Consider the following 23,873-nt stretch of genomic DNA (forward strand, 5'->3'; position numbering starts at 1 on the left):
TCGCCGGGGTCCTTATCCGGACCCCGGCGATCACGTCAGTCGGTAACGTTACAGCCGCAGCGAGACCCCTGCGACGAGCTGCCGGCCGAGCAGGTCATACCCCATCACGGTATTGCCGCGCAGCAGACCAATCCGCGAACGGCTATCCGGGATGAGCGGCGGATCGCGGTCGAAGATGTTGTTGGCAGCCAGCCGGAACGTCATCTGCTTGTTGATGTCGAAGCTGAGCGCCACGTCGATCCAGTTGTACGAACCGACACCCGGATATTGATCGCGCCGGGCGCTCGCGTCCTGGGCGGGGATGCCGGTGTCCTCGGGCGCGTAGATATCGAGCGGCATCGCGCCGCGGTGGCGCCAGTTGACCGACAGGCTGGTCGTGCTGTCGGGCGCGGTCCAGGTGGTGCGGAGCTGGTGCTTCCAGCGCGGCATGCTCTCGCCGCAGAGATTGCCGAAATATCCCACGCAGTTGCGCGGTTCGATCGTGGGCGACGATTGCGAGCCGACGCGGGTCATCAGCGTCCCGTTGAAGCTCATGTCGAGCCGGCCGACGCCGCCCAGGCCGACATTATACTGCCCCTGGAAATCCCAGCCATGCGACTGCGACTTGTAGCCATTGGCCGAGCCGCGGGCCACCCAACCTGTCGACGGACTGGTCGCAGGCGAGCTCGAGAGCGTGCCGGTGCCAGGATTGCGGACGATGCCGCGGCAGAAATATTCGTTCCCGGTCGCGAGACACTCGCCGATGATGTTCTGCGGCTGGAGGAAGTCGAGCTGGTCCTTCAGATCGATCAGCCAGCGGTCGATCGACACCGTCAGGCCGGGTATGAAGCGTGGGCGCAGCACGACGCCGAACGTCTTGGTAAAAGCGCTTTCGGGCGTCAGATTGAACCCGCCCTCGCGCACGGTGCACCGATCGTCAGGGCAGATCAGCGAGGCACTGCCATAGAGATTGTCGGCAAGGCCGGTGTTGCGGCATTGCTGCAGCGTCGCCGACGGCGCCAGTCGCGCGCCGTTGGGGTTCGACGGATCGATCCGCGGTGCGCAGGGATCGGCATAGAAGCCCTGGTTCCAAAAGATGTTGGCGGCCCCCTGCGCGGTGCTGACACCCGGTGCGGCCTGGGACTTGTTGTAGGAGGCGCGGAGCGTGATGTCCGCCACCGGCGACCAGAGCCCCTCGACCTTCCAGGTATCGAACTTGCCGGCGAGCCGGTTGTACTGCGACACGCGGTAGCCGGCGTTGACCTGCAGCAGCTCGGCGAAGCGGCGATGTTCGATCAGCGGTGCCTGCACCTCGGCATTGGCTTCGAGGATGCTTTGCGTGAAGCGCTGGTTCTCGCCGCCATTGTTCTGCTGGAAGATCTCGTTGACGATGGTGCGTTCCATTTCCTCGCGATATTCCGCGCCCAGCGCGATCGCGATGCCCTGGTCCGCAAGCGGCGAGGTAATGCCGTATCGGCCCAAATCGCCGCTGACGGTGCCGACGAACTGCAACAGGCGCGGAATGCGCGTGCTGATCCCGCCGGTCGCGCCACCGTAGAGATACTGGTTGAGCGCCGTATCCTGGTTGAACGGCGCGAACGCGTTGAACGGCACGCAGGACGGATCGGTCCCGTTGACGACCGCACGACAGGTCGGCGTGCCGTTGACCCGGACGACGTCGAGCGAACGATTGATGTTCTCGAACCGCGCGAACGGCACGTCGATGGTGTCGAGGCGCGCGCGCGAGATCATGCCCGCGACATCGTAGGACCATACGTCGTCGAAACCGCGCCCGCGCAGCCCCGCGACGATACGATAGCCCTCGTTGGTGAAGCGCTGCCGCACCAGTGGCAGCCCGTCGAAGCGGTAGCGGACGTCGATCGGCGCATATTGTCCGGCGACGCCGGCGTTGGCGCCGCACAGATCCTGTGCCTGCGAGGCCGACAGGAACGCGTTGTCGCAATTCACGCGGAACGGGTCCGAGCCGTACGCACCGAAGTTGAAGGTGCGGTTGAGCTGGGTGTTGTAGGACTTGTCGCGGTAGAACAGCCCGTTGCCGTACAGCTCGATGTCATCGGTGATCTTGGCGGTCAGGAAACCGCCAAGGTTGACGCGGTTGAACGCGCGCTGGACCGCCCAATTGTCATAGGGGTTGGCAGACGAGCCCTGCGGCCCGCTGTTGATCGGAATGAAGGTCCCGTTCCCGTTGGGATTGTTGACCAGGATCTGCCCGGCGCGCGGCCCCGACTGCGGAATGATCGTACCGGCGGGCGTGAAGCTCGCACGCGAACAACCGAGCGGCGAGGTGTTGGTCGGCTGGACCGCCTCGCAGACCGAATAGGAGCGATCGACCAGCTCGATCGGATTGGACTGGCGGTAGTTGATGAACCCGGTGAGGTTCACCCGGTCGTTGAACAAATTGGTGCCCGCCGCCAGGCTGACATCCGAACGACCACCGTCATTGGTCAATCCGCGCTTGGCGGCGAAACCCGCGCGACCTGCCGCCTCGGTGACCGCGTTGCTGCCATTGTCGTGATTGTAGAAGCTGTAGTTCGCGTCGAGCCGGATGCCTTCGAAATTCTTCTTCAGCACGAAGTTGACGACGCCCGACACCGCGTCGGATCCATAGACGGACGAGGCACCACCGGTCAGCACGTCGATCCGCTCGACCAGTGCGTTGGGGATGATGCCGACATCGACCGTGTTGGCGAGGCCCATGCGAAGACCGTCGATCAGCGTCAGCGTGCGCTCATAGCCCAGGCTGCGCAGCTTGATGCGCTGGCGACCTTCGGAATCGCTGAAATTCTGTTCCGAGTTCACCTGCACCTGCGGCAGGCGGTTCAGCACCTCCTCGATCGTCGTCGCGCCCTGTGCCGCGATTTCCGCGGCGGTCGTCGTCACGATCGGCGCGGCGGACCGGTTGTTCGGCCGCGCGATGCGCGTGCCGGTCACGACGATGTCCGACGCTTCCTGCCGTTGGCCGGTGCGTTCGGTATCTGCGGCGAGCTTGGCGGAGGCGACGGGATCGCCGATCGCGGTCTGGCTTTCCTGCGCACCATCGCCCGCGCCTGTATCCGACGCCTGGGCCTGCGCCTGAGCCGGCATCGCAAACAACGCCGCGACGCAACATGTCGTAGTCAGAAACCCTTTGAACAGCACCATTCCATTACCCCCCATGTTGCCGATCGGGTCACAGGGATGGTGATGCATCGTATCGATTGCCGCCGACCCTGTTCGGAAGCGTTCGATGAACAACAGGACGCGCTTTCATCGGGATCTGTCGCCCCGTGACCTTGCTGACCTTGTTCGGCATTACCATCCGAACCCTCGGACAGGCACATGCTGTCACGTCCCAAATATCAAAACAATACCAATAATTTCGGAAATGACACGCGGTATGGATTTTGTGTCGTAACGGTATCAATCGGTATCAATGACAGGACTTTGCGTTCTTCAGGCCGCACCATTCCGCATCGGTTGCGAGTCCGTCCGCCAAGGAACTGTATCCGCTGGGGTCATTGCTATCGGTCGTCGGTCAACGCATCCAAAGCGCAAGCAAGGCGGAGAAACTTGCTTGCGACGCGACGCTCTAGACCCGGCGTGACGTGCTCTTGCCTTCCATCCACTCGCGACCGGCGAAGATCACGTCCAAGACCGGTACAAAGCGGAGCGGCGGCAACAGGACGAGAAGCGACCCGATAAAAGAAATTTGCGAGTGACGATCGCGGTCAATCGGTTAGACCCTGCCGCACAAGGGGGGATCTCTACACCATGAAGCACCGCGCACTGACCGCTATCGCACTCTGCCTCGTCGCCACCGAACTGTCCGCACAGACCACGCCGCCACCGGCCGCCAGGCCCGTCGAACGGACCCAGGCGCCCGAGAATCAGGCGACGGCGCCCACCCCCGCGACGACCCGCGCCGACGCCAACCCGTCGCCCCAGCCCGTCGCCGCAGCCCCGGTCACTGCCGCCGCGCCCGCCAATGCCTCGGCTGCCACATCCAAATCGTCCGCCAAGCCGCCGGTCTGGGACGTCATGCAGCCGCGCGGACTGAAGACGCGCGAGGTCGCCCTGCATGTCGACGAGGGCAGCTGGATGAACGTCGACGTCTCGCCCGACGGCCGGATGATCGCCTTCGACCTGCTCGGCGACCTCTATACGATGCCGATCACGGGCGGCACGCCGCGACGCATCGCCGAGGGGCTGGCGTTCGAGCATCAGCCGCGCTTCTCGCCCGACGGCCGCCGCATCGCCTTCACGTCGGACCGCGGCGGCGGCGACAATATCTGGGTGATGAACGTCGACGGCAGCGACAAGCGCCAGGTGACGAACGAGGATTTCCGCCTGCTCAACCAGCCGAGCTGGAGCCCGGACGGCCGGTTCATCGCCGCCAAGAAGCATTTCACGACCGGCCGCTCGCTCGGCACGGGCGAGATCTGGCTCTATCACGTCTCGGGTGGCGGCGGCGTCCAGCTGGTCAAACGCGCGAGCGAGGTGCTGCAGAAGGAGCTGGGCGAGCCGATCTACGCACCCGATGGCAAGAGCATCTTCTACACGCGCAACATCTCGCCCGGCCCGATCTTCGAATATGCGCAGAATTCGCGCACCGACCTGTTCGATATCGAACGCTATGACGTCGACAGCGGTGAGGTCAGCACCGCGGTATCGGGCGTCGGCGGCTCGGTCCGGCCGACCCCGTCGCGCGACGGCAAGCGGATCGCCTTTGTCCGGCGCGAGAACAATATCACCAAATTATGGGTGAAGGACTTCGCGACCGGGGTCGAACGGATGATCTATGGTCCGCTCGACCGCGACGTGCAGGAGACATGGGCGGTTACGGGCGTCTATCCCGACATGGCCTGGACGCCGGGCGACACGGCGATCGTCTTCTGGGCGGGGGGCAAGCTGCGCCGGGTGGCGCCCGACGGCTCGGGTGCGGCGGTGATCCCGTTCCGCATCGACGATACGCGCGTCATCGTCGACGCGGTCCATCCGCAGGTCGCAGTCGCACCCGACCGGTTCGCGACGAAGATGCCGCGCTGGGCAAGCGTCTCGCCCGATGGCCGCACCGTCGTGTTCGAGACACTCGGCAAGCTGTGGACCAAGCCCGTTGCGGGCGGCACCGCGACGCGGCTGACGCGCGGCGCGGACGAATTCGAGCTGTTCCCGAGCTGGTCGCGCGACGGCCGCCAGATCGTGTTCGTCGGCTGGACGGATGCGGGGCTCGGCCAGATCCGGACGATCGCGGCAGGCGGCGGCTCGCCCCGCACCGTCACGACCGTCGCCGGCCATTATCGCCGCCCGCGCTTCTCGCCCGACGCACGCACGATCGTGTTCGAACAGGGCCCGGGCGGCGGGTTGACCGCAGCGCGGGGCAATCCCGATGCCGGGGCCTACCGCGTCGCCGCCAGCGGCGGTGCGCCGGTGCGGATCGCCAAGGAGGCGAGCGGCCCGCAATTCGGCGCGGCGAACGACCGCGTCTTCCTGATGGCGACCGAGAAGGACAGGCGCCAGCTGATCAGCACCGATCTCAACGGACAGGACCGCCGCGTCCATGCCTCGGGCGAGCTGGTCAACGATTACCAGATCGCACCGCGGGGCGATTACGTCGCCTTCCGTCAGAATTACGAGGCGTTCGTGATGCCGCTGATGCCGGGACGCCAAGCGGTCGAGACCGATGCCAAGGGCGGCCCCCTGCCCGTCACCCGCGTCAGCGGCGACGGCGCGGACTTTATCAACTGGTCGAACGACGGCCGGCAGATCCACTGGAGCGCAGGCCCGACGCTCTACACGGCCGAGACCGCGGCGCTCTTCCGCGCAGTGCCGACGCCGAAGGGCGAGGACGCGCCGAAGTTCGTCGCGCCGCGCACCGGCACCTCGCTGTCGATGGACATCGCCGCCGCCAAGCCTGACGCGACGGTGGCGCTGACCGGCGCACGCGTCGTGACGATGGCGAAGGCCGATGGCGGGATCATCGACGACGCCACCATCCTGATCCGCGGCGACCGCATCGTCGCGGTCGGGCCACGCGGCACGGTCGCCATTCCCGCAGGCGCGAAGACCGTCGACCTAGCGGGCAAGACGGTCATCCCCGGGCTGGTCGACGCGCATGCGCATGGTCCGCAGGGCGAGGACGAGATCGTGCCGCAGCAGAACTGGTCGGCGATGGCGAACCTCGCGCTCGGCACCACGACGATCCACGATCCGTCGTCGCGCTCCGCCGAAATCTTCCCGGCGGCCGAGATGCAGCAGGCCGGCATGCTGCTCGCACCGCGCACCTTCTCGACCGGTGAGATCGTCTATGGCGCCAAGGCACCCGACGTCTATGCGCAGATCGACACCTATGAGGACGCGCTCGCCGTCGTCCGTCGCCTCAAGGCGCAGGGCGCTCGCAGCGTGAAGAACTACAACCAGCCGCGCCGCGAGCAGCGCCAGATGGTCGTCGCGGCAGCGCAGGCCGAAGGCATGGAAGTCGTGCCCGAGGGCGGCTCGCTCTTCACGCTCGACATGAGCCTGGTGCAGGACGGCAATTCCACGGTCGAGCACAACGTCCCGCTTGAGCATTTCTATGCGGATGTGGTCGATCTCTGGTCGCAGACGACGGTCGGCTACACGCCGACGCTCGTGGTCGCCTATGGTGGACCGGCGGGCGATCCCTATTGGCGTGCGCATAGCGACGTTTGGCGGCATCCGCTGCTCGCCCGCCATGCACCGCCGGCATTGCTCGCGGCGCAGAATGCGCGGCGCGAGATCGCGCCCGAGGAGGATTATGTCGATGGCGCAACCGCGCGCGAAGCGCGCAAGCTCGCGGTCAAGGGCGTGCCCGTGGCGATCGGCGCGCATGGCCAGCAGCCGGGGCTTGGCGCGCATTGGGAGCTGTGGAGCTTCGTCCGGGGTGGGTTCAGCCCAATCGAGGCGCTGCGTGCGGGCACGATCGAATCGGCACGATCGCTCGGATACGCCAAGGACGTCGGCTCGCTCGAACCCGGCAAGCTCGCCGATCTGGTCGTGCTGAGCGCCGACCCGACAAGAGACATCCGCAACAGCGACAAGGTCGCGCAGGTGATGCTCGGCGGCCGCCTCTATGATGCGGCAACGCTGAACGAGACGATCACCGGCACGCGCAGGCGCCAGGCCTATTGGTGGGAGGGCGGCAGCGCGGGCGCCGATACGGGCGCACGCATCACCGTCGGCCACGGACACGGGGATGTCGACTGACATCCCCGATCGGAACCGGCGCTGAGGGCGACGGCGATCAGTAGATGTCGCGGCGGTACAGCCCGGCCTCGCTCATCGCCTCGACCCGGTCGTCGCCGAGGATGATCCGGAGTTCGGCATCGACTGCGCCTGCCATCCCGACGAGACTGCCGCAGACATAGATCGCCGCCCCCCGGTCCGCCCAGTCGAGCATCCGGTCGGCTTGTTCCGCGACCAGCGCCTGGACATAGCGCCCGCAGCCCGCATCGCGCGAGAAGGCGCGGTCGATCCGCTCGAGCGTACCCGCGGCCTGCAGCGCATCGAGTTCGGCGGCGAGCGGGCGATCAAACGCGCTGCTGCGTTCGCCATAGAGCAGCCAGGCGGGCGCGCCGCCGGTCCGTGCCCGCTCGCGAAGATGCGCCATCAACCCGGCGAGGCCGGTGCCGTTGCCGATCAGCACGAGCGGGGTCGCCGGATCCATCGGTGTCGCAAACCCCGGATTGGCGCGAAGCCGTATGGCGATAGGATCACCGATCGACGCCACTTCCGTCAGCCACCCCGAGCCGATTCCGAGCCCGCCATCGGCTGCGGGACATTGCCGCACGAGCAGCTCGACGCGGCCCGACTCCGGCAGCGACGCGACCGAATATTCGCGGTGCGCAAGCGGCGGCAGCACCAGCGGATCCCGCCCCCCTGCCTCGAAGGTCGCCGGATCGGGCAGCGTCGCCTTGGTGAGGGCGACCGCGACCCGGCCGTCATCGACGATCCCGCAATCGGCCAGGAACCGCGCGACGCGGGCCGGATCGTGACGCGGCTCGATCTCGGCGATCGCGCCCGGTGCCCAGCGCGTGCCCGCGGGGATGCCGAGCTCGACCCGGTACATCGGCGTGCCCGGGCTGTCGGGATTGAGCCATGTCCGTGCGACCAGCGGCCAGGCGGCATAGTCCGCCGGCTGCCAGTCGGGCTGCGCCGGATCCGCGCCGATCGCGTGAAGCTGTTGCTGCCACTGGCGTTCGCCGTCCGCATCGGCCGCATCGAGCTCGATCCGGTCGAACAGGCGCTGCGCCCCGCTGGCATGCAGCCACGCATCGACGCGCTGACCAAAGGCGCAATAGTCGGGATATTCGTGGTCGCCCAGCGCCAGCACCGCGTAGCGGACGCCGTCGAGATCGGCCGGCGCGGCCATGACGCGGCGCTCGAACGCCCGGGCGGTGTCCGGCGCATCGCCCTCGCCATAGGTCGCCACGACGAACAGGACGGTGCCGGCATCGCGGAGATCCGCCGGCGACACCGTCGCCAGCGGCTGGATCGCAGCATTCGGGAACGCCGCAGCGCTGAGGCGTGCGAGACGCTCGGCAGTGCCGGTCTGCGACGCGTGGACGACCAGCACGCCGGGTCGGTCCGCCCCCCCGTTGTCGGCCGAGGCAGGAACCGCGACCGCCGCCAGCGCCCGCTTGGTCCGCCGGCGGCCGAGATACAGCAGCAGGCCGGTGACCGTGAACAGCGGCATCGTCAAGCTCGTCAGGAACAGCGCGATTCGTCCGGGCAGACCGAAGAATGCCCCCGTGTGGAGCGGATAGATGCTGGTCGCGATCGTCTCGCCAACGCCGCGATCGGCATAGCGCTTCGTCTTGGTCAGCGCGCCGCTCCGCGCATCGAAGCGGAGTTCGTCGGTCATCCGGTCGGACCGCGCGCCGATCGGCACCATCCGCATCGTCACCGGTGCCGCGCCCTGCGGGACCGTGATTGTCACCCGGTCGAAACGCGCGCCCTCACTTCGCTGGAACCCCGCCCAGGCCGGAGCGATCGGTCGCGACTCTTCCGCCACCTCACCCCGGTCGCCGCGACGGCCACCCGGCGCGCGCCCCTCGCGCCCGCCACGTTCCGGCCGCTCGGTCGTACCGGTCAGCATGTACCGCGCGCCCCGCTGATACCAGTCATAGGACCACCAGAGGCCGGTCGCTGCACTCAGCAGATAGAAGACGAGCACCCAGCCGCCGATCACCGCATGAAGCGCACGGTACAGGTTGCGCCCGGTCTTGCGCAGATCGAGCACGAACCAGGCGCGCCAGTCGAGCGGGTGGCGCGGCCAGCGCAGATACAGCCCCGATACCGCGAAGAAGACGAGCGCCAGCGCGGACAGACCGGTCAGCTGGCTGCCGATGCCGTTGCGTCCGCCCGGCAGCGCGAGCCAGCGATGCAGATTCTCGATCGTGCGAAACACCCCCGCGCCCGTGGCGGTGCCGAGCAACCGGCCGGTCCGCGGATCGATATAGCTGCGCTCGCCACCGCGCTGGCCCTTCTTCGCGGCGAAGCGCACCTGCGCTGCGAGTGTGGGATCGCGCGCGATCGTCAAATCCTGCACCCGCTTGCCCCCGCGCTGCGCGGATGCGGCCCGGACCAGAGCATCGGGCGACAGCCTTGCCGCATCGCCCGCCCCACTTGGCAGCGGTGCGAGGGTCACCACCCCCGGGCTGAGCGCCGCCATGATCTCGTCCTCGAACGCCATCGCGGCGCCGGTCACGCCCATCAGTGCGAGCACGAAACCCGCGGTAATCCCCAGGAACCAGTGCATCTGGAACAGCACGCGGCGCAGCGTCATTGCGTGCAGTCTCGAACGATCATCATCTGCCTTCAGCCCCCCAGATCATGGATGCCGCACTATCACGTATTGCTATTAGTTCTCAAGTGCAGCTTTGAGCGGGTGTTGGCGGACGGTCGTCGTCACGCATCGACGCTTGCCCGGAGGTCGCGGATCGGCAAGCATGCACAAAAGGGGAGAGACACATGAAAACCGCGATACTGGTCGCGCTGGCCGCTGCGACCGCGATTCCGGCCGACGCGCAAACGGCGCCACCGGTTGTGACCTATATCCAGGCCGGCACGCTGCTCGATCGGCCAGGCCAGGCGCCGCGCGGCGCGACCACGATCATCGTCCGCGACGGCAAGATCGTCGCGCTGCGTGACGGGTTCGTGGCGCCGGAGGCGGGCGCGACACTCGTCGACCTGCGCACCGCGTTCGTGATGCCGGGCATGGTCGACATGCATGTCCATCTCTGGGGCATCGGCGGCGACCCGATGCGCGCACGGCTCGAGGCGATGACCCGCGACCGGTTCGATGACGAGATGACAGCGGTCGCCAATGCACGGCAGACGCTCGCGGCCGGGTTCACCTCGGTTCGCGACCTTGGCGGCGATCCGCGCGGCATCCGTGCTTTGCGTGACGCGATCGATGCGGGCGCGATCGAAGGGCCGAGCATCACCAATGCCGGCGAGATGATCTCCGTCACCGGCGGGCACGGCGATGGCGGCAACGGCCTCGCCGAGGAATTCGCCGATATGGTCCATGGTCGCGAGGTCAATGTCTGCAACGGGCCCGATGACTGCCGCCGCGCGGTCCGGGCACAGGTCGCGCTCGGTGCCCGCGTCATCAAGTTCGCGGCGACCGGCGGCGTGCTGTCGAACGTCAGCGGCGGCCTTGGCCGGGCGATGACCCCGGACGAGATGCGCGCGATCATCGACACCGCGCACATGCTCGGCCGCAAGGTCGCGGCGCACAGCCACGCGACCGAGGGAACCCGCGCCGCGCTCGAGGCGGGGGTCGATTCGATCGAACACGGCACGTTTCTCGACGACGAGACCATCCGCCTCTTCAGGGCTAAGGGCGCCTATCTGGTGCCGACCGAGATCGCCCCCGTCGCGGCACTCGCTCAGGCACGCGGCGGCGCCCTGCCCGCGGCCACCATCGTCAAGGCCGAGTCCGCCGCCGCAGCCATGGCCGCCAGCCATCGCCGTGCCTATGCGGCCGGCGTCAAGGTCGCCTTCGGTACGGATACCGGCGTGTCGAAGCACGGCGACAATGCGACCGAATTCGCGCTGCTCGTGCAAAATGGCCTTACCCCGGCACAAGCCATCGCCGCGGCGACGAGCGGCGCGGCGGATCTGCTTGGGCGGGACGATATCGGCACGCTCGCGCCCGGCAAGACCGCGGACATCATTGCGGTGCGGGGGTCCCCGCTCGACGACGTGAACCGGCTCACGCAGGTCGATTTCGTCATGCACCGCGGGGTCGTGGCGAAGGCGGTCGCGGCGAAGTGACCGTCACGCCGCGGCGGCCCCTGCAAGTCGAGCGCGCCGCCGCCGTAGCGGGTCAGGCGGTCAGTTGACGCCGCCGGATCTCGCCGAGCAGCGCTTCGGCGGCGGGGTCGCCGACCTCGCCCTCCGTCGCGCGATAAGCCGCGATCACATCCGCATCCGACGCCGCGGCCAGGAGCCCCCGGACCTCCGCGTCGAACGCATCGACCTCACCCGCCGCAGCATCGGCGGCGTCGTCGCTGCTGATCGCCAGTGCGTCGGCAGGCGACGGTTCATGCGCCATGATCGCGTCCTGCTTGAACACGTCAAAGGCGTCTGCGGCCTCGTCACGCTCGACAAAGGCGATCTTGAGCGAGGTGAGCAGATCGAGCGGCGATGCGATATTTTCCATATGTTCACGGTAGGCACGGGCCCGCGAATGGCAAGCGCGATCGCGTCTCAACGGGACAAGTCCGTCGCTCGCTGGCCACGGCGCGACGCGCGTCCCGAAGCGGGGCAGCCTATTGTACGATCAATCTCGTCCGCGTCTCTTGACGATCGGGCAATGGCCTATACGATAGCGGTAACATGAGTGGAGAGGGAAATTGATGTCGCATATCGCCGCGCCGGTCCTGTCGGCGTTGCCTGCGGACTGGCGCAACGCGCTGCTGCTTGGCCGGGTTGATCTCGGCGACGGCCCCACGCCGATATTGGTAAGCCGCGGTGAAGTCTTCGACATGTCCCGTGTCGCACCGACCGTGTCCGCGCTCGTCGCGGGCGGCACGTTCGACACGGCAGCCGGGCAGTCGCTCGGCACCCTCGAATCGCTCGACCTGTCCGCGGCGGTCGATGCGCCTGCGCGCCTGCTGAGCCCGATCGACCTGCAATGCGTCAAGGCCGCCGGCGTGACGTTCGCGGTGTCCGCGATCGAGCGCGTCATCGAGGAGCGCGCCCGGGGAGATGCCTCCAAGGCGGTCGAAGTCCGCGGCCGGCTGGAGGCCCGGATCGGCGGCAGCGTCCGTTCGGTCGTGCCGGGCTCGGCCGAGGCGGCGGCGCTGAAAGAGGCGCTGATCGAGGACGGGATGTGGTCGCAATATCTCGAGGTCGCGATCGGCCCCGATGCGGAGATCTTCACCAAGAGCCCGACGCTCTCGACCGTCGGCTGGGGTGGCCCGATCGGGATCCGGTCCGATTCGACGTGGAACAACCCCGAACCCGAAGTCGTGCTGCTGGTCGATGCAGATGGCGCGATCGTCGGCGCGACGCTCGGTAACGACGTCAATCTGCGCGATTTCGAGGGCCGTTCCGCGCTGCTGCTGAGCAAGGCCAAGGACAATAACGCCTCCTGCTCGATCGGGCCGTTCATCCGCCTGTTCGACGACGGCTTCTCGCTCGACGACGTCCGCGCGAGCGACGTGACGCTCAAGATCGAGGGCGAGGACGGCTATGTGCTCGACGGGCATAGCTCGATGCGCGAGATCAGCCGCGACCCGACCGATCTCGTCACGCAGGCGATGAGCGAACATCATTACCCGGACGGCTTCGTCCTGTTCCTCGGCACACTCTTCGCCCCCACCAAGGACCGCGACGAACCCGGCCGCGGCTTCACGCACAAGATGGGCGACGTCGTCACCATCTCAAACCCGAAGCTCGGCGCGCTGGTCAACCGTGTCACCACCTCGCGCGATGCGCCCGCATGGACGCTGGGCATTGGCGGCCTGATGGCCAATCTCGCGCGTCGCAAACTTCTCGACGCATGACCTACGATCAGACGGAGACTCCCGTGTTGCAGCAGACCAGCGCCGGTGAAGGCCGCGCCATCTATCCCAGTCTCGCCGGCAAGCGGGTCCTCGTGACCGGTGGAGGCTCGGGCATCGGCGCGGGTCTGGTCGAGGCGTTCGTCGCCCAGGGTGCGCGCGTCGCGTTCGTCGACGTCGCCGACGAACCCAGCCAGGCGCTGCTCGAACGCCTCGCGGTCGATGCGGCCCATGTGCCGATCTATCATCGCTGCGACCTGACCGACATCGATCAGCTTAAGGACGTTTTCGGCACGCTTGAGCAGGCGCTCGGCGGGATCGACATCCTGATCAACAATGCGGGCAATGACGACCGGCACGGCGTCGACGAGGTCACGCCCGCTTATTGGGACGAGCGGCTGAACGTCAATCTTCGGCACCAGTTCTTTGCAGCCCAGGCCGTCGTCCCTGCGATGAAGCGCGCCGGCGGCGGTACGATCCTCAACTTCGGGTCGATCAGCTGGCATCTCGCGCTGCCCGATCTGGTCCTGTACCAGACGTGCAAGGCAGCGATCGAGGGCCTGACCCGCGGCCTCGCACGCGACCTCGGCCGCGACGGCATCCGCGTCAACACGATCGTCCCGGGCAACGTCCAGACGCCGCGCCAGGAGAAATGGTACACGCCCGAGGGGGAGGCGGAGATCGTCGCCGCCCAGTGCCTCGACGGCAGGATCCAGCCGATCGACGTCGCAGCACTCGTGCTGTTCCTCGCATCGGACGATGCGCGGATGTGCACCGGGCACGATTATTTCATCGATGCGGGCTGGCGCTGAACCATGGATAGCGAAGCCCGTCTGCTCGCCTCGGTCGGCGCCGAACTGGGCGAAGGCCCGGTCTGGTCGGCGCGCGACAAGGCGCTGTGGTTCGTCGATATCAAGGCGCCCTGCGTCTATCGATATGATCCCGTGTCGCATGCGCTCGATCGCTTCGACGCACCATCGCATGTCGGCTGGATCCTGCCTGCGCAGGACGGCCTGTGGGTCGCCGGGCTTGCCAAGGGCCTCCACCGCTTCGATCCGCGCGACGGCAGCTTCACGCTGATGAACGGCATCGAGCCGGACCTGCCCGACAATCGCCTCAACGACGCAGCGGTCGATCCCGCCGGCAGGATCTGGTTCGGGTCGATGGACAACAGGGAAGTCCACCCGACCGGCCATATCTACCAGTGGCACCGCGGCGCCGTCAGCAGGACTGCCGTACCGCCCGTCGTCATCACCAACGGCCCCGCCATCTCGCCCGACGGGCGCACCGCCTATCTGGTCGATACGCTGGGCCTGTCGATCGCCGCGCATCCGATCGGTCTCGACGGCACGATCGGCGCGGGTCGCCCCTTCCTTAAGTTCGACGCGAGCAAGGGCTATCCCGACGGCGCGATCTGCGATGCCGGCGGTGGCGTGTGGGTCGGCTTTTACGGTGGCTGGGCGGCACGACGGTTCGCGCCCGATGGCACGATGACCGACGAAGTGCGCTTTCCCGTCTCGAACGTCACCAAGATCGCGCTGGGCGGGGACGATGGTCGCACCGCCTTTGCGACGACCGCGCGACAGGGACTGTCAGCCGAGCGCCTCGCCTCGCAACCGCTCGCGGGCGACATCTTCACGTTCCGGACCGACATTGGCGGCATTCCCGTCATGCCGGTCAGCTTGGACCTTTAATCTCTAGACCTTGAACACGCCAACAGAGCGTGCATCATCAGGAAGGACGTCACTAATGAACGGCACGGCTACAGCCAGGGCCACGGGCTCACCCACCGATATGGGGGGCGTCAACAGCGCGCTGATCGCCCTCATCGTCGCGGTGGCGACGATCGGGGGCTTTATGTTCGGATATGATTCGGGCGTGATCAACGGCACGCAAAAGGGGATCGAGGCGGCGTTCGACCTCGGCAGACTGGGCATCGGCATCAATGTCGGCGCGATCCTGGTCGGATCGTCGGTCGGCGCATTCGCGGCGGGCCGGCTGTCCGACGTGATCGGCCGTCGCAACACGATGATGCTGGCCGCGATCCTGTTCATCGTCAGTGCGCTCGCAGCGGGGGCGGCGAACTCGTCGCTGCTGTTCATCATCGCGCGGATCATCGGCGGGTTCGGCGTCGGCGCCGCCAGCGTCACCTCGCCGGTCTATATCTCGGAAGTCGCACCGGCCAATATCCGCGGACGACTGACCAGCATCCAGCAGGTGATGATCATCTCGGGCCTGACCGGCGCGTTCGTCGCGAATTTCGCGCTCGCCCGGTTCGCCGGCGGCTCGACCGCCGAGTTCTGGCTCGGGTATCAGGCCTGGCGCTGGATGTTCTGGCTTCAGGTGATCCCCGCGACGATCTATTTCGTCGCGCTGTTCTTCATCCCGGAAAGCCCGCGCTATCTCGTCGTGAAGGGTCATGACGCCCGCGCCGAGGTGGTGCTGACCCGCCTGTTCGGCGCGGCCGAGGCCCGCCGCAAGGTGGCCGAGATCCGCTCTTCGCTCGCGGTCGATCATCACAAGCCGCGGCTGTCCGATCTGGTCGACAAGACCACCGGCAAGATCCGTCCGATCCTCTGGGCGGGGATCGGTCTGGCGGTGTTCCAGCAGCTCGTCGGCATCAACGTCGTGTTCTATTACGGCGCGACGCTTTGGGAAGCGGTCGGCTTCACCGAGGACAATGCGCTCCAGATCAACATCCTGTCGGGCGTCCTGTCGATCGGTGCCTGCCTCCTGACGATCGCGCTGATCGACCGGATCGGGCGCAAGCCGCTGTTGCTGGTCGGCTCGGCCGGCATGACCGTCACGCTCGGCATCGTCGCCTGGGCCTTCTCGAATGCCGTGCCCGCCGCCTCGGGCGTCGGCGTCACGCTGCCCGGCAATACCGGGCTGATCGCCCTCGTCGCCGCCAATCTCTACGTGATCTTCTTCAACGTCAGTTGGGGGCCGGTGATGTGGGTGATGCTGGGCGAGATGTTCCCGACGCAGATCCGCGGTTCCGCGCTCGCCGTCGCGGGGTTCGCGCAGTGGATCGCCAACGCGCTGATCTCGGTCAGCTTCCCGTCGCTCGTCCTCTCCCCGGGGCTGGCCTTCACCTATCTCGGCTACGCGATCGCCGCGCTCGTCTCGTTCTTCTTCGTCCGCGCCGCGGTCACCGAGACCCGGGGTCGCGAACTCGAAGACATGACCGGCTGAGCCGGACCATGAAAAAGGGCGGGCGGGAGGTGTTCCTCTCGCCCGCCCCATTTCGGCCTATCGGTGGCGCGCTCGGCGCCTAGTGATTGTGCCGCGGCGTCTTCGCGGCAATCCCGCGATACTTGACCGCAAAGTCCAGCACCCCGCCCTGCGCCAGCTGCCCCGTCTTTTCACGGTACAGTTCCTCCCAGGGCGAGTTGCTCGGCGGGATCGGCGGCGCTGGCTCGGTCTTGCGACGGGCGATCTCCTCCGCATCGACCAGCGCGTCGCAGGTCCCCGCGACCAGATCGATCCGGATCATATCCCCGTCACGCAGCCAGGCGAGCCCGCCACCGACCGCACTTTCGGGTGACACGTTGAGGATCGACGGGCTGTCCGACGTGCCCGACTGGCGACCGTCGCCCAGCGTCGGCAACGTCAGGATCCCCTGCTGGATCAGGGCGTCTGGCGGCTGCATGTTGACCACCTCGGCAGATCCGGGCCAGCCGATCGGACCCGACCCGCGGATCACCAGGATGCACCGCTCGTCGATCCCCAGCGCGGGGTCGTTGATGCGGTGGTGATAATCGTCCGATCCGTCGAAGACGACCGCGCGGGCCTCGAACCGGTTCTCGGCTCCCGGCGTCGACAGATAACGCGCGCGGAACGAGTCGGAGATCACCGACGTCTTCATGATCGCATGATCGAACAGATTGCCCTTGAGCACCAGGAACCCGGCATGCTCCATCAGCGGCGCGTCAAGCGTGCGGATCATCTCGCGGTCCCGCGTCACCCGACCGGTCAGATTGTCGCCCAGGCTCTGCCCCGTGATCGTCAGGCAGCTCGTGTCGAGCAGGCCCGACTCGGCCAGTTCATGCATCACCGCAGGCACCCCGCCCGCGCGGTGGAAGCGCTCGCCGAGATACTTGCCCGCCGGCTGCATGTTGACGATCAGCGGCACATCATAGCCGTGCGTCGACCAGTCGCTCATGTCGAGCGCGACCCCGGCATGCTGCGCCATCGCCATGATGTGCGGCTGCGCGTTGCTCGACCCACCGATCGCGCTGACGACGCGGATCGCGTTCAGAAAGGCTTCGCGCGTCAGGATTTTCGACGGGCGCAGATCCTCATAGGCCATGTCGACGATCCGGCGTCCGGTCTCGAACGCCATCTGGCCGCGTTCGCGGTACGGCGCGGGGATCGCGGCGCACCCGGTCAGCGACATGCCGAGCGCCTCGGCGACGGCATTCATCGTCGACGCCGTCCCCATCGTGTTGCAATGTCCGGCCGATGGCGCGCTGTCGGTGGCGCGGGCCAGGAACTCCTCCTCGTCGATCTCGCCCGCGGCCAGCTTGCGCCGACTGCGCCAGATCACCGTGCCCGAGCCGACCAGCTCGCCGTCATGCCATCCGTCGAGCATCGGCCCGCCCGACAGGACGATCGCGGGAATGTCGACGGTCGAGACCGCCATGATCCCCGCGGGGGTCGTCTTGTCGCATCCCGTGGTCAGCACGACCGCGTCGATCGGATAGCCGTACAGCGTCTCGACCAGCGTCATATAGGCAAGATTGCGATCGAGCGCCGCGGTCGGGCGACGGCAATTCTCGAAGATCGGGATCGTCGGGAATTCCATCGGGATCCCGCCCGCCGCGATGATCCCGTCGCGCGTCCGCTTGGCGAGCTCGACATGGATACGGTTGCAGGGCGACAGGTCGCTGCCGGTCTGCGCAATCCCGATAATCGGCTTGCCACAGCGCAGCTCGGCAGGCGTGAGCCCGTAGTTCATGAAGCGTTCGAGATAGAGCGCCGTCATGTCCGAGCGGGCGGGGTCGGCGAACCAGTCGCGCGAACGAAACGGCCGAGCCGGTACGCGATCCAAAGCTTCTCTCCTCCAAGTCAATCCGATAGCGCTACCTTTACCTGCCGAACAGTCAAGCTCGGCGCGACACTTCGCGGCGCAACAGCCGCCGCAACGGGATCACCGTACGACGATTCGAGGTTCGCGCCGATTGTAACACGCGTGCAACATGGCGGATTGACGCTCGATCGTGAAGCTGTTGAAACCGGTACATAATCGTGCGGGTCGGGAGAGCCGGAATGCGACAGGTCACAGGCATGTATGCCATATCGCCACGATCGCCGTCGGGCGAGCCGCGTGTCAGACGCTCCATCCCCGGGCCACGCCGGTCGTCTGGGATCCTGGTGAACCTCGTCCGGTGACACCGCGGCAGATCGATCTGGTCCGCGACAGCTTCGTCCATATCCTGTTCGCGGCGGACGAGGCCTCGACGATCTTTTACGACCGGCTCTTCGCGCTCGCCCCGGAATCCCGCGCGCTGTTCACGAACGACCGCATTGTCCAGGGCAGGCTTTTCATGCAGACGCTAGCCAAGATCGTCACCGGGCTGACCGCGTTCGACGCGATGCGTCCCGAACTGGCCGCGCTCGGACGCCGCCATGTCGCGTATGGCGCCGAGGATCATCACTATGCCCTCGTCGGCGACGCGTTGCGCCATGTCGTCGCGCATTTCGCCGGCGCGGATTTCGATCCCGATACCGACCGGGCCTGGCAGGACGCCTATGATCTGGTCGCGCGGGTGATGATCGAAGCAAGCCACGAGCACCACGTCTAGCCGCTCCAAACGGGCCGCGAAGCACGCGCTGCCGGCATCACCCCAGGCGGTCCGGAGCCACCGGCTCATAGCGCGGCACGACGAGGTGGATGACGGCGAGCGCGACGAGATAGGCGCAGGCCGCGACGATGAAGATCGGCTGATAGCTGCCGACGGTCTCGAGGATGCGACCCGCGAACTTCGCCATCAGCATGCCTCCAATTGCACCCGAAAGCCCCCCCAGCCCTACCACCGACCCCGTCGCCCAGCGCGGCAGCAGGTCGCCCGGCAGCGCATAGAGATTGGCCGAGAACCCCTGGTGCCCGGCACAGGCCACGCCGATCATCAGCACCGCCCACCACATGCTCGGCACCTGGGTCGCGAACGCGATCGGCACCGCACACAGGGCGCAGGCGAACATCGCGGTCTTGCGCGCGCGATTGACGCTGTAGCCGCGTCCGATCAACCGCGACGAGAACCAGCCGCCCGCCACCGACCCGACATCGGCGAGCAGATAGACCGCGATCAACGGCGGGCCGAAGGCGAGCATCGTCACGCCATATTGCCGGTTGAAGAAGTCCGGCAGCCAGAACAGGAACGTCCACCACACCGGGTCGATGAGGAATCGCCCGAGGATATAGGCCCAGGTCTGGCGTTGCCGCAGCAGTGTCCGCCACGCGACGGGCCGACCGGGTTCGACCGGCTCGCTCTCGATATAGGCGAGCTCTTCGGCCGTGACCCTGAGATGCTCGCGGGGGCGGCGATAGAAGCCAAGCCAGACGATCAGCCAGACGAGCGTTAGCAGCCCGGTCAGGATGAATGCCCAGCGCCAGCCCATCGTCACCGCGATGATCGGGACCAGCAACGGCGTGAGGATCGCGCCGACATTCGACCCTGCGTTGAAGATGCCGATCGCGAGCGCCCGCTCGCGCCGCGGAAACCATTCGTTGGTCGCGGCGATCGCGGCGGGGAAGGTCCCGGCCTCGCCGAGCGCGAGCGGAATCCGCGCAAGGATCATCCCGCTGGTCGAGGTGAAGAAGACGTGGCCGACATGGCCGAGCGTCCACAGCGCCACCGCCAGCGCGTAACCGATTCGCGCGCCGAGCCGGTCGATGAGCCGGCCGAAGACCAGATAGCTCAGCCCGTAGGCCGCCTGAAACCAGATGGCGAGGTCAGCATAGCCCGTCTCGCTCCAGCCATAGCGTTGCTGAAGGTCCGGCTTCAGCGTCGGCAGGACCAGCCGGTCGACATAGCTCAGCACCACCGCCGCGAACAGCAGCGCGCAGACGATCCACCGGACCCGGCCCCGCGGTTTCTCGACGTCGGCGGAGGTCGATCCGTCGGCGTTCACCAGTTGCACAGCGTGCCGTCTTCCAGCCGCGCGACCGGAAGATAGGCGCGCCGATAGTCATGGGTTTCGGCCAGCGCCTCGTCGATATCGACGCCAAGGCCCGGCGCCTCCCCCGGATGCATCATGCCCGCGTCGAAGCGATAGGCATGCGGAAAGACCGCGTCGGTCTCGTCCGTGTGCGGCATATGCTCCTGGATCCCGAAATTGGGGACGGAGAGCCCGAAGTGCAGCGCGGCCGCCATCGCCACGGGGGACAGGTCGGTCGCGCCGTGGCACCCGGTCCGGATATGATAGAGGTCGGCAAGCGCGGCGATCCGGCGCAGGTGCGTGATGCCGCCGGCATGCACGACGGTGGCGCGGATATAGTCGATCAGCTGGTGCTCGATCAGGTCCTTCGCGTCCCAGATCGAATTGAACACCTCCCCCACCGCGATCGGCGTCGTCGTGTGGTGCCGGATCAGCTTGAACGCCTCCTGATTCTCCGCGGGCGTCGGATCCTCCATCCAGAACAGGTTATAGGGTTCGAGCGCCTTGCCGAGGCGCGCCGCCTCGATCGGGGTGAGCCGGTGATGGATATCGTGGAGCAGGTGGACGTCCCAGCCCATCGCCTCGCGCGCCGCCTTGAACAGCTCGGGGACGACGCGGAGGTATTTCTCGGTCGACCACACGCTCTCGCTCGGCAGATCCGCATCGGCGGGCTCGTAGCGCGCGCCATGCTTGGCGACGCCATAGGTCGAGGCGAGCCCGGGCACGCCGCATTGCAGCCGGATCGCCTTGTAGCCCTTGGCCTGCTCGGCCTTCGCGACCGCGATCGTGTCGTCGATCGTCGTGCCATTGGCGTGGGCATAGACCATGCACGCGTCGCGCGCGGCGCCGCCGAGCAGTTGATAGACCGGCATTCCCGCCAGCTTGCCCTTGATGTCCCACAGGGCCGTGTCGACCGCGGCGATCGCCGCCATCGTCACCGGGCCGCGCCGCCAATAGGCGCCCTTGTAGAGAAACTGCCAGACGTCCTCGATCCGATGCGCGTCGCGACCGATCAGGCAGGGAACGACATGATCGCTGAGATAGCTCGCGACGCTGAGTTCGCGACCGTTGAGCGTCGCGTCGCCGAGCCCGGTGGTGCCGTCGTCGCACTCGATCTTGAAGGTCACGAAGTTGCGCCCGGGGCATGTCACGATGACGCGGGCATTGACGATCCTGGGCATGACGATCCTTCAGGCGATTTCGAGAATAACGGTCTTGAGGCGCGTCGAGTCGGCACCAACGGAAATGTCGAACAGACCCGGCTCGACCACCTCGCGCATCGTGATGTCGAAGAACCTGAACGCGTCCGGGCCGAGCGTGAACTGGACCGTGCGCCGTTCACCGGGGGCCAGCGTCACGCGTTCGAAGCCCTTCAGCTCGAGGATCGGCCGCGCGACGGACGACACCTGATCACGCACATAGAGCTGGACCACCTCGTCGCCCGCGCGCGCGCCGACATTGGCGATGTCGACCGAGACGGTGACCGTGCCCGCGATCCCGATCTTCGCCGACGACAGGCGCGGCGCACCGATCTCGAACTTGGTGTAGCTGAGCCCGAAGCCGAACGGGAACAGCGGCGCGGTCGTGTCGAACAGATAGCCGCGACGCGCCGAAGGCTTGGCGTCGTAGAAGACCGGCAGCTGCCCCGTCGACCGCGCGACCGTCACCGGAAGCTTCGCACCGGGGTTGATGTCCCCGAACAGCGCCTCCGCGATCGCGGTGCCCCCCTCCTGCCCGACATACCAGCATTCGAGCACAGCATTGGCCTGCGCCGTCACGCTCGGCCAGGATGGCGGGCGGCCGTTGATCGCGACCACGATGACGGGCTTCCCCGTCGCCTTCATCGCCGCGAACAGCGCATTCTGCTCGCCGAGCAGGTCGAGACTGGTGCGATCGCCGAGATGCGTCTTGGCATAGCCCTCCCGGCTCGTCTGCTCGGTGTCGCCGACCGCGAGCAGGATGACGTCCGCGGTGTTGGCGACGGTTACCGCCTCGGCGATCAGGTCCCGGTTGCGCGCGGGATCGGCCAGCAACACTTCGTTGGCGGACCGGTCCTCGCTCTGCGTGATGAAGACGCCCTGCGCGTGCACGACGTCGGCCTTGCCCTTCAACCGCGCACGAACCCCCTCGAGCAGCGACACGGTCGCCTTGGGGATCGACGAATAGCCGCCGAGCCGCGCGACGGCCGCGTTCGGACCAATGACTGCGACGCGCTTCTGCGCCCCCGGGCTGAGCGGCAGGACGCCGTCGTTGACGAGCAGCGCGATCGATCGCCGCGCCGCCTCGAGCGCCAGCGCGCGCGCCTCCGCATTGCCGGTCATCCGCGCCGCCGCCTGCGGATCGACGATCGCCTGTTCGAACATCCCCGACCGCATCTTCAGCGTCAGCATCCGCCGGCACGCGGCATCGACCGCCTCGATCGCCACCCGGCCGGCGCGGACCTGATCGGCGAGCGAGCGATAGGCCTCGCCGTCCGGCAGGTCCGAATCGACCCCCGCCGCCAGCGCGAGGCGTGCCGCTTCAGCCTTGTCCGCGGCGATGTGATGGAGCGATGCGAGTTCGCCGATCGCCGCATAATCACTGACGATCGCGCCGTCGAAGCCCCATTCGCCGCGCAGAACGTCGTTCAACAGCCAGCGATTGGCGTGGCTCGGGACGCCGTCGATCTCGTTATACGACGGCATCACCGCGCCGATCCCGGTCCGCGCGACGACCGCGCGAAATGGCGGGAAGAAATTCTCGCGCAGTTCGCGTTCGGCGATTGGCGCGGGGGCTACATTCTCGCCGCTTTCGGGCTGGCCGTGCCCGGTCATGTGCTTGAGCGTCGCGAACACCTTGCCGGGTGCCAGCGTCTTGCCCTCGCCCTGCAGGCCGATCACCGCCGCGACCCCCATTTCCCCGCACAGATAAGGGTCCTCGCCGAACGTCTCCTCGATCCGGCCCCAGCGCGGGTCGCGGGCGATGTCGACGACCGGTGACAGCGCCAGCACCGTGCCGTGCGCCCGCACCTCGCGCGCGATCACCGCGTTGACCCGGCGGACGAGGTCGCGATCGAACGATCCCGCCAGCGCGATCGCCTGCGGGAAGCTGGTCGCCTCCGGCGCCATGAAGCCGTGCAGCGCCTCCTCGTGGAACAGGATCGGAATGCCCAGCCGCGTGCGTGTCGTCGCCCAGCGCTGCGCCGCGTTGACGAACGCGATCGTATCGGCCGGCGCGCGCCATCGGCCGGTAACGGCGGCGGCCGTGTTGGCCGCTGTGGCGGCCCCGCCCCGGTCGGACGGGCGCGCGATCTGGCCGATGCCGTTGGGATAGGCCGTATCGGCACGCGCCGGGTCGAAGCGCAGCGCGTCGTCCATCACCTGTCGCTTCGTCGTCGACAGCGTGATCAGCTGCGCCACCTTCTCGTCGAGTGTCATCCGCCCCATGAGATCGCGAACCCGCAGGTCGACGGGCGCGCGGGGATCCCGGTAGACGGGCAACTCCTTCGCGGCGCCGGCCAGCCCGGGGGCCAGACCGGACGTCAAAGTTGCGAGCGACGCCGAACCCAGCCAGCGGAGCATGCCGCGGCGACTGGTCGCGATTGTCCTGAAACTCGTGCCGGTCACCCATCGTCTCCTGTCGTCAAACGCGGCATTGCTGTCGATGCCGTCATCGTGATAGCGATAACATGTTCGACAAGCAGACCCGTTGTCAATGCGG

The 23,873-nt window shown here is 67.3% G+C and carries 14 protein-coding genes; 7 read left to right on the forward strand and 7 right to left on the reverse strand.

Annotated features, from left to right (window positions below; all coding sequences use genetic code 11):
* Positions 1-48 precede the first annotated feature (48 nt).
* Positions 49-3,141 (reverse strand): TonB-dependent receptor plug domain-containing protein, encoded by a 3,093-nt coding sequence (locus J3A66_RS02685; RefSeq protein ID WP_245336682.1) that lies wholly within the window; start codon positions 3,139-3,141, stop codon positions 49-51.
* Between the two features lie 609 nt (positions 3,142-3,750).
* On the opposite strand from J3A66_RS02685, the gene J3A66_RS02690 reads away from it, so the two are divergent.
* Positions 3,751-7,200 carry an amidohydrolase family protein gene (locus J3A66_RS02690; protein WP_209566934.1) on the forward strand — a complete coding sequence of 1,150 codons (3,450 nt, stop codon included), beginning with the start codon at positions 3,751-3,753 and terminating at the stop codon, positions 7,198-7,200.
* 37 nt (positions 7,201-7,237) lie between these two features.
* Here J3A66_RS02690 and J3A66_RS02695 read toward each other — a convergent pair whose 3' ends face one another.
* The gene (locus J3A66_RS02695; RefSeq protein ID WP_209566944.1) at positions 7,238-9,781 is read right to left on the reverse strand and encodes a sulfite reductase flavoprotein subunit alpha; all 2,544 of its coding nucleotides are present in this window, start codon (positions 9,779-9,781) and stop codon (positions 7,238-7,240) included.
* A gap of 185 nt (positions 9,782-9,966) precedes the next feature.
* Here J3A66_RS02695 and J3A66_RS02700 point away from each other — a divergent pair, with 185 nt between their 5' ends.
* The gene (locus J3A66_RS02700; protein ID WP_209566947.1) at positions 9,967-11,277 is read left to right on the forward strand and encodes an amidohydrolase family protein; all 1,311 of its coding nucleotides are present in this window, start codon (positions 9,967-9,969) and stop codon (positions 11,275-11,277) included.
* Between the two features lie 52 nt (positions 11,278-11,329).
* Here the strand turns inward: J3A66_RS02700 and J3A66_RS02705 are convergent, their stop codons facing one another.
* A complete protein-coding gene (locus J3A66_RS02705; RefSeq protein WP_209566948.1) occupies positions 11,330-11,665 on the reverse strand; it encodes a hypothetical protein in 336 nt (111 codons plus the stop codon).
* 196 nt (positions 11,666-11,861) lie between these two features.
* Here J3A66_RS02705 and J3A66_RS02710 point away from each other — a divergent pair, with 196 nt between their 5' ends.
* The 4 genes from J3A66_RS02710 to J3A66_RS02725 are packed head-to-tail and all read left to right on the forward strand — an operon-like array spanning position 11,862 to position 16,205.
* The gene (locus J3A66_RS02710; RefSeq protein ID WP_209566950.1) at positions 11,862-13,013 is read left to right on the forward strand and encodes a fumarylacetoacetate hydrolase family protein; all 1,152 of its coding nucleotides are present in this window, start codon (positions 11,862-11,864) and stop codon (positions 13,011-13,013) included.
* The gene (locus tag J3A66_RS02715; RefSeq protein ID WP_192070323.1) at positions 13,010-13,822 is read left to right on the forward strand and encodes an SDR family oxidoreductase; all 813 of its coding nucleotides are present in this window, start codon (positions 13,010-13,012) and stop codon (positions 13,820-13,822) included. Before J3A66_RS02710 ends, J3A66_RS02715 begins: the two co-directional genes overlap by 4 nt.
* 3 nt (positions 13,823-13,825) lie before the next feature.
* A complete protein-coding gene (locus tag J3A66_RS02720; protein ID WP_209566952.1) occupies positions 13,826-14,704 on the forward strand; it encodes an SMP-30/gluconolactonase/LRE family protein in 879 nt (292 codons plus the stop codon).
* Positions 14,705-14,759: 55 nt separating this feature from the next.
* Positions 14,760-16,205, forward strand: a complete 1,446-nt coding sequence (locus tag J3A66_RS02725; RefSeq protein WP_209566954.1) for a sugar porter family MFS transporter — start codon at positions 14,760-14,762, stop codon at positions 16,203-16,205.
* A gap of 79 nt (positions 16,206-16,284) precedes the next feature.
* Here the strand turns inward: J3A66_RS02725 and J3A66_RS02730 are convergent, their stop codons facing one another.
* A complete protein-coding gene (locus J3A66_RS02730) occupies positions 16,285-18,063 on the reverse strand; it encodes an IlvD/Edd family dehydratase (protein WP_056675738.1) in 1,779 nt (592 codons plus the stop codon).
* A gap of 337 nt (positions 18,064-18,400) precedes the next feature.
* On the opposite strand from J3A66_RS02730, the gene J3A66_RS02735 reads away from it, so the two are divergent.
* The gene (locus J3A66_RS02735; RefSeq protein ID WP_209566956.1) at positions 18,401-18,817 is read left to right on the forward strand and encodes a globin domain-containing protein; all 417 of its coding nucleotides are present in this window, start codon (positions 18,401-18,403) and stop codon (positions 18,815-18,817) included.
* A 37-nt stretch (positions 18,818-18,854) separates the two neighbouring features.
* On the opposite strand, the gene J3A66_RS02740 is transcribed toward J3A66_RS02735, so the two are convergent.
* From J3A66_RS02740 to J3A66_RS02750, 3 genes are read right to left on the reverse strand one after another with little or no spacing between them, the layout of a single operon-like run.
* On the reverse strand, positions 18,855-20,156 hold the full coding sequence (locus J3A66_RS02740; protein ID WP_348633975.1) for an MFS transporter: 1,302 nt from the start codon (positions 20,154-20,156) through the stop codon (positions 18,855-18,857).
* Complete coding sequence (gene manD, locus J3A66_RS02745; RefSeq protein WP_209566958.1) at positions 20,144-21,355, reverse strand: D-mannonate dehydratase ManD; 1,212 nt, start codon at positions 21,353-21,355, stop codon at positions 20,144-20,146. The genes J3A66_RS02740 and manD overlap by 13 nt, the downstream gene beginning before the upstream one ends.
* 9 nt (positions 21,356-21,364) lie before the next feature.
* Positions 21,365-23,734: a glycoside hydrolase family 3 N-terminal domain-containing protein gene (locus J3A66_RS02750; RefSeq protein WP_209570359.1), complete on the reverse strand. Its 2,370-nt coding sequence runs from the start codon at positions 23,732-23,734 to the stop codon at positions 21,365-21,367.
* Between the last annotated feature and the right edge of the window lie 139 nt (positions 23,735-23,873).

This window comes from Sphingomonas sp. PvP018, from assembly GCF_017876865.1.
Classification (GTDB): domain Bacteria; phylum Pseudomonadota; class Alphaproteobacteria; order Sphingomonadales; family Sphingomonadaceae; genus Sphingomonas; species Sphingomonas aerolata.